We start from the raw sequence: 11,763 nt of genomic DNA on the forward strand, positions 1-11,763 counted from the left end.
CTATCGTCACGGCACGATTTAACTTAGAGCACAATGCCCGGTGATAATTTTGAAGGTAGTGTAACGTGATCACTTTCCAGTGAAGCCATCGGCCACGCACTATAATCTGCTGCATAAAATGCACTTGCACGATGGTTACCAGATGCACCGACACCGCCAAATGGTGCAGCACTAGAAGCACCCGTTAATGGTTTATTCCAGTTCACGATGCCAGCGCGTGCTTCGATCAGCACACGATCAAATAACTCTCGATCAGGTGAAACCAAACCAACAGCCAAACCAAAACGTGTGTTATTCGCTATTTTGAGTGCTTCATCAAAATCGTGATAACGATAGATCGTTGTCAATGGACCAAAGTATTCATCATCTGGGATTGCATTCACTTCACTTACATCTAAGATGCCAGCGGTAAGTAATGAACTGTCAGCTTGAGGACGGGTCATTTCAAGTAATGGCTTTGCTCCCAAAGCAATCAGTTTGCTTTGTGCTGCCATCATCTGATCTGCAGCATGCGCTGAGATTACCCCACCCATAAATGGTTGTGGTTCTGCATCCCAAGCACCGATCACTAAGTTTTTTGCGACTTCAACAAAACGTTGAATAAATGCATCGCCATTGACGCCGTGTTTCACAATAATACGACGTGCACAGGTACAACGTTGTCCCGCAGACACGAAAGCGGATTGGATGGCTAGATTCACCACTGCATCAATATCCGTTGCTTCATCAATAATTAAGGCATTATTTCCGCCCATCTCAAGGGCTAGAATTTTTTCAGGTGCACCTGCCATTTGTTTATGCAAGTGATAGCCAGTGTTGGCGCTACCTGTAAACAGTAAACCGTCAATTTGTTCAGCAGCAGCTAAAGCCTCACCTGTGGTGCGACCACCTTGCACAAGGTTGAGCACCCCCTTTGGTAATCCAGCCTGTTGCCACAATTTTGCAGTTTCTTCTGCTGTCCATGGCGTAAGCTCACTTGGCTTAAATACCACCGTATTACCCGCAATTAATGCAGGCACGATATGACCATTCGGTAGATGCCCGGGGAAATTATAGGGACCAAATACAGCGAGTACCCCATGAGGGCGATGACGCAATGATGCGATGCCATCTGGCATTTCAGTTTCACTAAAACCCGTACGTTGATGATAAGCACGAATTGAAATCGCGACTTTCCCAATCATCGATTGGACTTCAGTCAAGGTTTCCCAAAGTGGTTTACTGGTTTCTTGACTAATCACTTGAGCCAGTTGATTTTTATTTTGTTCAAGTAAACTCGCAAAACGTTCAATAATCTCAATACGTCGTTCTAATCCAAGTCGTGCCCATGCAGGGAAAGCGTCTCTTGCTGCCGCACACGCTGTATCAACATCAACAAGATTGGCTTCGTGACCCGCCCAAATCTGTTGATTGCTCACAGGATTGGTTTTAATAAAGCTTGTACCTTTTCCCTGTACCCAAGCACCATTGATTAATAATGCACCTTGTGACATTAGTGATTCTCCATTTTATCTAATGCTAAAACTCGCACTTCGTCCTGTTCGCTAACATGGAGTGCTTGAGCTTGTGCTGGTGTGATCATTAAAGTATCGCCCTCTGAGACGCAGTTATTGATCAACAGCACGCAATAATCTTGGTATTGGTCATTGGCAACCAAATAGTGAATATCTGTCGTTTCAATTTGCTCAGTGATTTTGACTGTGAGTAAACGACTTTCCTTCACTGCACGTAGATCGGCAGTGTTGGCTTCTAAGGTTGGTCCCGCATCAAAAATATCGACATAGCCTTGATATTGAAGCCCTTCTGACATCAATACTTTAGCTGCTGGAAGTGTTTGAGGATGAACTTCGGCAATGACTGCACGAGCATCGGCGGGTAATAAATCCACATAAACCGGAAATCTTGGCATCAATTCAGCAATAAAAACTTTTTGTCCAATGCCACTCAAATAATCTGCGGTCGCAAAATCCATATTAAAGAAGTGATATCCCAAGGCATCCCAAAATGGTGAATGTCCATTTTGATCAGAATAACCACGCATCTCCGCAATCAGTCTTGCTTTAAAGTGCGACTGAAATGCGGCGATAAAGAGAAAGCGTACCTTTGATAAAAATTTGCCGTTTTGATTTTTACGATAATCAGGATCAAGGAACAACGTACACAGTTCGCTACAACCCGTATGGTCATTACTCAGAAACAGTGTATCTAAGGCCTTATATACATTTAAGGTTTTCGAAGCATGCACCTGTGTGGCCACACGGAAGTTATAGAAGGGCTCGTTTAAACCCACCGCAACTTCAATCGCACTCACACCCACAATTTTTTGCAGAGTGGTGTCCTCAAGTACAAATAAATAGCTCTCATCTGACTTTTCGGCTAAACCAGCCAAGGTATTGGCTGTCCGGGTAATACGTTCAGCCAAGATTTCTTTATTTCGTGGCAAGGAGGTCAGACCAATGCCTGTCTCTCCTGCTCGTTGCGCTAAACGATAAATATCATCTAAATCCCGATGCGCTGCATGTCTAACAATCATCATGGTTAGATGCTCACAAATGGATTAAAGACGTGCTAAAGCACGAGCAAAACGACTTAGACCTTCATCAATATCTTGTTGAGAGATAATCAATGACGGCGTAAAACGCACCACATCTGCACCAGCGACGAGTGCTAAAAGACCTTCTTCACCTGCCAAGGTGACGATGTTTTTTGCTTTGCCTGCATATTCATCTTTAAGCACACAGCCAATCAATAAGCCTTGACCTCGGATTTCCTTAAACAAATCATATTCAGCATTCAATTTATTTAACGCATCTACGAAATATTGATGACGTTGTTTCACGCCCTCTAGGACTTCAGGCGTATTGATGAACTCAAATACAGCACCAGCAACAGCACAGGCCAATGGATTACCACCATAGGTTGTACCGTGATCACCCACCGCATACATATTGGCGTATTTATCTGTCGTGATCATGGCACCAATTGGGAAACCGCCACCCAATGCTTTTGCGGTGGTTAAAATATCTGGCGTTACCCCTGTATTCATATAAGCGTAGAGCGAACCTGTACGACCAACACCAGTTTGTACTTCATCAAAAATCAGCACTGCACCTTTTTCATCACACAGCGTACGTAGACCTTTTAAGAACTCAAGATCAGCAGGAACAACACCACCCTCACCTTGGATTGGTTCAACAATCACCGCACAGGTATTTTCATTAATCACTGCTTTCGCAGCTTCTAAATCATTGAATGCGGTATGTTCAATACCTTCAGGCAATGGCGCAAAATCTTGTGAATATTTCGGTTGACCGCCTGCCGTAACCGTAAATAAGGTACGACCGTGAAAAGCATTTTTAAATGCAACGATATTCTTTTTGTTAGGATTGCCACTGAGCAAACCAATTTTTCGAGCCAGTTTTAATGCGGCTTCGTTGGCTTCTGCACCCGAGTTACAGAAAAATACTTTATCTGCAAAGGTACTATCCACCAGTTGTTTAGCAAGGCGTAAAACTGGTTCATTAGTGTAGCCATTGCCAATATGCCAAAGCTTCTGTGCTTGTTCAGTTAAGGCGTTGACTGCCACAGGATGTGCATGTCCTAATGCATTGACGGCAATTCCACCTGCAAAATCAACATATTCTTTATCATTTTGATCCCACAGACGAGAGCCTTCACCACGCACTAAAATGAAATTTGCTGGTGCAAAAACCGGAACCATCCAGTCATTAAAGTTGCTACGTGTAATCGTGACATTACTCATTTTATTTACTCACTTCCTGTTTGATCATTGGGCTGTTTTTAAATATCACAGCCCAGTTTTAAGCTGATGTACTAAATTTATTAACCTGGGAAAATACCGCGTTCTTTACGCGCTTTTAAAATACGCTCACATGCCAAAATATAAGCAGCGGTACGTAAACTACATGCCTTATGCTGTGCGATTTCCCAAACATCTGCCGTTGCTTGAATCATTAATTTATCGAGGCGTTCATTGATTTCATCTTCGGTCCAGAAATAACTCGCCATGTCTTGAACCCATTCGAAATAACTGACGGTCACACCACCAGCGTTACAAATCACATCTGGGACCACGACAATATTTCGTGTGATGAACACATCATCTGCTTCTGGATAGGTTGGACCATTGGCACCTTCCAATACAATTTTGGCTTTTAGTTTCTGAGCACGCTCAACTGTAATCTGACCTTCTAATGCCGCAGGAATCAGAATGTCCATATCGACATTCCAGAACTCATCATTCGAAATGACCGTTGCCTCAGCAAATCCCATCACACCACCATGTTCAGTGACATGCTTTTGTAATGCTTTTACATTTAAACCATCTGCATTAAAAATCGTGCCTGTGTGGTCTTGTACACACACCACTTTTGCACCAGCATGACTAAATAAATAAGCGGCTTCATTACCCACATTACCAAAGCCTTGTACAGCAACTTTGGTACCTTCAATCGTTAAGCCAATACGCTTTGCAACCTCTAAACCAGTCACAAATACACCACGACCTGTCGCACGTACACGACCTAGAGAACCACCTAAATGCACAGGTTTGCCCGTCACTACACCTGTAACTGTATGGCCTTTAATACTTGAATAGGTGTCCATCATCCAACCCATAATGTTGGCATTGGTACCGACATCTGGCGCAGGAATATCAATTTGAGGACCAATGATGGGACTGATTTCACTGGTAAAACGGCGAGTTAAACGCTCTAACTCACGCGGGGACAATTCTTTTGGATTGACACGGATGCCACCTTTTGCACCACCGAATGGGAGATTAAGTACGGCGGTTTTAATGGTCATCCATGCAGATAAGGCCATGACTTCATTGAGCTCAACATCTTGATGATAACGAATACCGCCTTTACCAGGACCGCGAGATAAATTGTGTTGAACACGATAACCTTCGAAATGACGGATCGAACCATCATCCATAACAATAGGAACATCAACGATTAATGTACGCTTAGGCGTTTTCAACGTATTAATAAAATTGCTTAGGTCTGCGTCAAGATATGGCGCCACTCGATCAATTTGAGTGAGGTAGGTTTGCCAAGCACCGCTATTTTGATCCGTATATGATAAAGACATCATCTGTTCCTTAATTAATCAATTATCCCTGTTTTTTACAGATTCCCTTTTTATTTAGGGTTTCCTGCCCTGTCATCCCTGATGCACATTCTGCGCAGCCACATCACGCCAAAAATGTTTTGGGCTTCATATACTGATTATTATTAAGAATCAAATTGATTCACAAAATTGCTTTTAATGATTAAAATGAATTAATTTTTATCAATTTGCGCATAGAAAATATCAAAATGAACAATATAGATCATATTATTCTAGGATTACTGAAAGACAATGCACGCATGTCCATTACCGACTTGGCGGCCAAAGCACGTGTCTCACGAGCAACTGTGCAAAAGCGCATTGAATACATGGAATCTACGGGTGTCATTACAGGCTATACCATTCGCTTTCGTCCCAACGCTGAAAGAAATGTGATTCGAGCATGGATGAGCATTATGGTGGAAGGTACCAAAGCCCAAGCTGTAATACGTGAACTACGCTTAGAATCCGCCGTTGAACGCTTACATACCACCAATGGTAAATGGGACATTTTGGTGGAGTTAGAATCTGACAGTTTAATCAACTTCGATAAGGCACTTGAACGTATCCGCAATATTTCAGGGATTTACAATAGTGAAACCAGTATTTTACTTTCTACATATAAAACTTAAGTCCCTATCAAGTGAAAAGCCGCTTGATACGATATGGCATCAAACGGCTTGGTAGCTCCAATGTTAATTTAGACTAAGTTTTTAAATGTGGATTTTCTAAGGGCAGATCCTTTTCTAAATGTTCATCAAAAACATCCGTCAGCATACTGTCATAACGTTTAGCATTGTATTTCAACAGCTGTTCTGCCTCTGTGGTATTAATAAAACCGACAGCAACGGCATCTGCAATATGCTCCTCAAATGACAGCCCTTTAAACTGATCTTTGGATTCTGCTTTTTTAAACTTATTCCAAAGCGGTTGTATTGCTAACAACATTTGGAAAGTAGACTCCATGCGCCCCATCACATCACTTTCATCAGTGTTGTAATACACATGTTTTTTCAGCTCTGCTCTAAATGGCGTTTCCTGTAACAACAATTGAGCCACGTCCTGCTTCAACTGATCAGATGGTTTAGCAATTGGGCGACCAAATGGGAAACATACCAATTTCACCAACTTCGCGGCAATTTTCATTGGGAAGTTATCATAGAATCCGAAAAATGCTTCCTGTGCATTAAACAAGGCTTTATTCAATGCCAATTCAGCATGTTTTTGATCAGACGCTGTACGTTGACCATTTTCATAGTATTTTAAAATCGCTGTCGCAATAAATAGATGCGAATGGATATCCGCCAAGCGACCCGAAAGCATTTCTTTGCGTTTCAAATCACCAGCTAAAATACCCAATGCCATATCTGCGGTCAGTGCAAAATCAGCACTCATTCGATTGATCACCGCATAATACGGTTTTGAAAAATCGTCAGCTTGCTTAGAGCCTTCACGAGATCCTCCCGTGATAGCAAATGCCACCGCTTTGGCACCACGATTAAAGGTATAAGCCAAATGCTTAAACAACAATGGACTAAATTGTTTAAGTGCCGCCGCTTTATCTTCTGATTGCAACAATTGCAATTCTTCAAACAAGTATGGATGACATCTCATCGAACCTTGACCAAAAATCATCAATGAACGTGTCAAAATATTGGCACCTTCAACCGTGATAGCCACTGGAATAGACTGATAGGTCAACGCAAGGAAGTTACGTGGTCCAAGCTGAATTGCACGACCACCGACCACATCCATACCATGATTAATCACTTTTCTCATGGTTTCGGTAGCGTAATACTTCGCCATGGCAGTCATTACTGCTGGCGTTCCACCCTGATTGAGTCCACATGTCACTAGATATCTAAATGATTCCAGCATATAAGCATCACTTGCAATATCACTGGTCGCTTCTTGTACACCCTCAAAATGCCCAACGGAGATTTTAAATTGTTGTCGGATACTCGCAAAAGCACCCACTAAAAGATAACCCATCTCCCCTGCAGCCGTCGCTAATGCAGGCAATGAAATGCCGCGTCCAACACCGAGACACTCCATCAACATACGCCAGCCTTTACCAGCATTCTCTTGACCACCAATAATCCAGTCGATCGGGATAAAGATATCAGTCCCTTCAACCGTACCATTCATAAAAGGGGCACCGGGATGATGTCTTGCCCCGATTTTAATTCCTTCATGGCTGGACGGAATTAAGGCACACGTAATTCCATATTCAACTTTGTTTTTATCTCCCAACAAGCCATCTGGATCGTAGAGCTTAAATGCCAGACCAATCACCGTTGCAATTGGAGCCAAAGTAATCCAGCGTTTAGAAAAATTCATTTTTAAACCAAGGACTTCTTTACCATCATGGTTTCCATAACACACGATACCTGTATCTGGAATTGCACCTGCGTCAGAACCCGCTTCAGGACTGGTTAAACCAAAACAAGGCACTTCTGTACCGTCAGCTAAGCCCGGCAAATAACGCTGTTTCTGTTCAGTGGTTCCGTAGTGCAACAACAACTCGCCCGGACCCAAAGAGTTAGGGACCATACAGCTTACTGCTGCGGTTAAAGATCGTGACGCAATCTTACTCATAATGCGACTTTGCGCAAAAGCGGAAAACTCTTTACCACCAAATGTTCTTGGAATAATTAAACCAAGAAACCCTTTATCTTTAATAAACTGCCAAACTTCTGGCGGCAAATCTTTTTGGTGATGATGAATTTGCCATTCATCTAGCATTGAACACAGTTGCTCAACTTCATTGTCTAAAAAAGATTGTTCTTCAGTTGAAAGCTTTGGATAAGGATATTGATCAAATTTCTCCCAATCAGGCTCCCCCATAAATAGCTCTTTTTCCCACCAACTGGTACCTGCTTCTAACGCTTCTCTTTCTGTCGTACTCATACTTGGCATCGCATTGGAGAGAAGATTAAATGCGGGGCGACTAATCAGTGCTTCACGTAGTGCAGGAATTAATATCACGATACTCATTAGAATAATCGGTATACCAACCAATAAACTCCACGGTGTAATAAACACAGCACAGATGACTGCAACTGCAACAGAAACGAGACTACCGATTGTTTGATTTAGTTTGAAATAAAATACAGCCCACAACACAGCAAACTGAATCAACAAGCTAAGCAATATCAATAATAGAGTCATGGTTACTCCTTTGCCTTCAACTTGAATTAAGAAGAAATGTGATTAAATATTTATGCTTTACTATATTTTTTAACGTATTAAGTTAAGTGTGAAAAAAGAGTGAATTTTGATTGTACAGTGCGTTTTTTTATTTTCAGGATAAACTACTAAATATTACATAACCGCATAGAGATGAAAGGCTTTGTTGCATAATCATTAACTTTGAGTGCGATTCATTCCAAAATCATATCTTTTTTTAAAACTTTCATAATCAAATCATGATTCTACTATCTGACATCGTTTGGTAGGTATTTGGTAGGTAGGAAAAATTTTCACCCCCTGCATACTAAGCCTACAGTGATGAAATCACTGCATAACAAACAATGGATTATGGAAGAAGGAATCGCTCCATGGCTTTTAAGAATATTGCAGATCAAACTAACGGTTTTTATATCCCTTGCGTCTCACTTTTTGGACCTGGCTGTGCCAAAGAAATTGGAATCAAAGCTCAAAATCTTGGTGCTAAAAAAGCACTCATTGTCACCGACGAAGGATTATTTAAATTTGGTGTGGCGGCAACTATTTCAGAATATTTAAAAAATGCTGGTGTTGATAGCCATATCTTTGCAGGTGCTGAACCAAACCCAACCGATATCAATGTCCACAATGGTGTACAAGCATATAACGACAATGGTTGTGATTTTATTGTTTCTCTCGGCGGCGGCTCTTCACATGATTGCGCCAAAGGCATCGGCTTAGTTACTGCTGGCGGTGGGCATATTCGTGATTATGAAGGTATTGATAAAAGTACCGTGCCAATGACACCACTCATCGCAATCAATACTACGGCAGGAACAGCCTCTGAAATGACCCGTTTTTGTATCATTACCAATACTGATACCCATGTCAAAATGGCAATCGTTGATTGGCGTTGTACGCCGCTGATCGCGATTGATGATCCTAAACTCATGGTCGCTAAACCTGCGGGTTTAACTGCTGCAACTGGGATGGATGCATTAACCCACGCTGTCGAGGCTTATGTTTCTACCGCTGCAAATCCGATTACAGATGCTTGTGCAGAAAAAGCGATTAGTATGATTAGTCAATGGTTACGCCCTGCTGTTGCCAATGGTGAAAATATTGAAGCGCGTGATGCCATGAGTTATGCACAATATTTAGCGGGTATGGCGTTTAACAATGCTTCTCTCGGTTATGTGCATGCAATGGCACATCAACTAGGTGGTTTCTATAATCTTCCACACGGCGTATGTAATGCGGTGCTTTTACCCCATGTTTGCGAATTCAACCTGATTGCTTGCCAAGATCGTTATGCAAAAATTGCAGAATTGATGGGGATCAACACGGAAGGTTTTACTGAAACGGAAGCAGCATACGCCGCAATAGATGCGATTCGAGAACTCTCCGCTTCGATTGGTATTCCTTCTGGTTTGACCGAACTTGGTGTGAAAACCGAAGATCTTGCCATCATGGCTGAAAATGCACAAAAAGATGCCTGTATGTTAACCAATCCTCGTAAAGCCACCCACGCTCAAGTGGTTGAGATTTTCAAAGCTGCACTTTAAATTTATTTCCTCTCAAAAGTAAGCCAAAGCACTCCGACGACAGGCTTACTTTTTTGGGAATATCTCTGCAACGATATTCCCTTTTTTTATTTCAATACTCGTTGAATTAGAATAAGCATCAACTTAACAACTCATATCAAGATTTCTTGCTGATGTCTAAACTCTACGGCAACCCATTATTCCAAATAAAATTGAAAAGTTAAGTGCATAAGACACTAGGACAATCCAAAGATATAAATATAATTCACAGCTTATTACATAATAAATCCTATGACTATCAAAGGCCTATTTATTAAATATTATCAGCCATGTTATCTTTAAACTTCCAATTATTAGAGCAGTAAAAGCCAATGAATATCATGTTATTTTTCAACAAGTTTAAAGAGATGAAAACAATCCTTTGGTTGATGGTTTTTGCATTGATAAGTAATACCGCTTTTGCGAATGAGGTCAAAACCGTTGTATTAATCAATAATGTTAATATTTTCAACGGTAAGGACAATAAAATCGTTAAAGGCAATGTATTAATAGAAGGTAATTTAATCAAAAAAATTAGTAACACACCCATCATGACAAATAAGAGTGGTTCTACAAAAATTATAGATGGAAAAGGTCAATATTTAATTCCAGGATTAATTGATAACCATGCTCACCTCATGTTTGAAAGTATTCCTCAACAACAAGCGATCTTGTCTGATTATGCATTCATCAATTTATTTGCTGCACACGCTGCCGAAAAGCAATTATTACGAGGTTTTACTACCGTACGAGATATGGGTGGTGGTGCACTCTCTTTGGCAAAAGCGATAGATCACGGCTTGGTTAATGGCCCTCGAGTTTTTGCGAGTGGTGCTTTTATTTCTCAAACTGGTGGACATGGTGATTTTGGATTCCCTACTGACGTTCCTCGAAAAATAGGAGAACTTTCATATCAAGAACGAAATGGTATGGCTGTAATCGCTGATGGTGCAGATCAAGTTCTCATCCGTTCCCGTGAACAATTACGTCAGGGTGCGACCCAATTAAAGCTCATGGCTGGTGGAGGTGTCTCCTCTAATTATGATCCTTTGGATGTCAGCCAATACACCGAAGCAGAGTTCAAAGCTGCTGTAGATGCTGCTTCAAATTGGGGAACCTATGTAACTGTTCATGCTTATACCCCTCATGCAATTAGAACAGCGATCAACGCAGGTGTAAAATCTATTGAACATGGGCAACTGATCGATGACAAAACTGCCAAACTGATGGCTGAAAAAGGGGTTTGGTGGAGTCTACAACCCTTTTTAGATGATGAGGAAGCGATTCCTTTTCCTGAAGGATCGGCAAATAGAAAAAAACAACTTGAAATGACGAAAGGCACTGATAATGCCTACAATCTTGCGAAAAAATATAATGTGAAATTAGCATGGGGAACAGATTGTCTATTCGATCCTTCTTTGGCGGTAAAGCAAGGCAAGCAACTCGCTAAAATGACAAGATGGTTCTCCCCATATCAAGTCTTAAAAATGGCAACTTATGACAATGCTCAACTCTTATATCTAAGTGGCAAAAGAAATCCTTATCAAGATGGAAAATTAGGGGAAATATCAGAGGGTGCATATGCTGATTTAATACTCGTCAATGGTAATCCACTAGAGAATATTCGATTAGTAGAAGACCCTGAAAACAATTTTAAGATCATTATGAAAGACGGTAAAATATATAAAAATACTATAGAAAGCTCATTTTGATTTGATCGATTAAAAATAGCGAGAACACCAGTCTTTGTTCTCGCTATTTAGATAGCAAAACATTGAGTTTTTTTCGTGATACCTATTTTAAAGCACTATGGAATATAAACAGTCTACTATTCATTCTCATTTCAAGACGAGCAAAGCGAAATAAATGCTTTGAGTTA

General features: G+C 41.1%; 8 protein-coding genes. 3 read left to right on the forward strand and 5 right to left on the reverse strand.

The genetic code is table 11. The features are described from left to right. Nucleotides 1-23: 23 nt before the first annotated feature. The 4 genes from astD to DS737_RS11490 all read right to left on the reverse strand — a co-directional run bounded on the left by astD (nucleotide 24) and on the right by DS737_RS11490 (nucleotide 5,118). Nucleotides 24-1,493, reverse strand: a complete 1,470-nt coding sequence (astD, locus tag DS737_RS11475; protein WP_005091274.1) for a succinylglutamate-semialdehyde dehydrogenase — start codon at nucleotides 1,491-1,493, stop codon at nucleotides 24-26. After that, nucleotides 1,493-2,536 carry an arginine N-succinyltransferase gene (astA, locus tag DS737_RS11480; RefSeq protein WP_005091276.1) on the reverse strand — a complete coding sequence of 348 codons (1,044 nt, stop codon included), beginning with the start codon at nucleotides 2,534-2,536 and terminating at the stop codon, nucleotides 1,493-1,495. The genes astD and astA overlap by 1 nt, the downstream gene beginning before the upstream one ends. 21 nt (nucleotides 2,537-2,557) lie before the next feature. Continuing rightward, nucleotides 2,558-3,763, reverse strand: a complete 1,206-nt coding sequence (locus DS737_RS11485) for an aspartate aminotransferase family protein (protein ID WP_004638269.1) — start codon at nucleotides 3,761-3,763, stop codon at nucleotides 2,558-2,560. Nucleotides 3,764-3,843: 80 nt separating this feature from the next. Continuing rightward, on the reverse strand, nucleotides 3,844-5,118 hold the full coding sequence (locus tag DS737_RS11490; RefSeq protein ID WP_113997576.1) for a Glu/Leu/Phe/Val family dehydrogenase: 1,275 nt from the start codon (nucleotides 5,116-5,118) through the stop codon (nucleotides 3,844-3,846). A gap of 224 nt (nucleotides 5,119-5,342) precedes the next feature. On the opposite strand from DS737_RS11490, the gene DS737_RS11495 reads away from it, so the two are divergent. Next, nucleotides 5,343-5,765 (forward strand): Lrp/AsnC family transcriptional regulator, encoded by a 423-nt coding sequence (locus DS737_RS11495; RefSeq protein ID WP_004638267.1) that lies wholly within the window; start codon nucleotides 5,343-5,345, stop codon nucleotides 5,763-5,765. Between the two features lie 73 nt (nucleotides 5,766-5,838). On the opposite strand, the gene DS737_RS11500 is transcribed toward DS737_RS11495, so the two are convergent. Beyond that, on the reverse strand, nucleotides 5,839-8,304 hold the full coding sequence (locus DS737_RS11500) for an acyl-CoA dehydrogenase (RefSeq protein WP_113997577.1): 2,466 nt from the start codon (nucleotides 8,302-8,304) through the stop codon (nucleotides 5,839-5,841). Nucleotides 8,305-8,693: 389 nt separating this feature from the next. On the opposite strand from DS737_RS11500, the gene mdh reads away from it, so the two are divergent. Further along, nucleotides 8,694-9,866, forward strand: a complete 1,173-nt coding sequence (gene mdh / locus DS737_RS11505; protein WP_004638265.1) for an iron-dependent methanol dehydrogenase — start codon at nucleotides 8,694-8,696, stop codon at nucleotides 9,864-9,866. A 350-nt stretch (nucleotides 9,867-10,216) separates the two neighbouring features. After that, on the forward strand, nucleotides 10,217-11,596 hold the full coding sequence (locus DS737_RS11510) for a metal-dependent hydrolase family protein (protein ID WP_005081653.1): 1,380 nt from the start codon (nucleotides 10,217-10,219) through the stop codon (nucleotides 11,594-11,596). The last annotated feature ends 167 nt before the right edge of the window (nucleotides 11,597-11,763 follow it).

It is taken from the genome of Acinetobacter haemolyticus (assembly GCF_003323815.1).
GTDB lineage: Bacteria > Pseudomonadota > Gammaproteobacteria > Pseudomonadales > Moraxellaceae > Acinetobacter > Acinetobacter haemolyticus.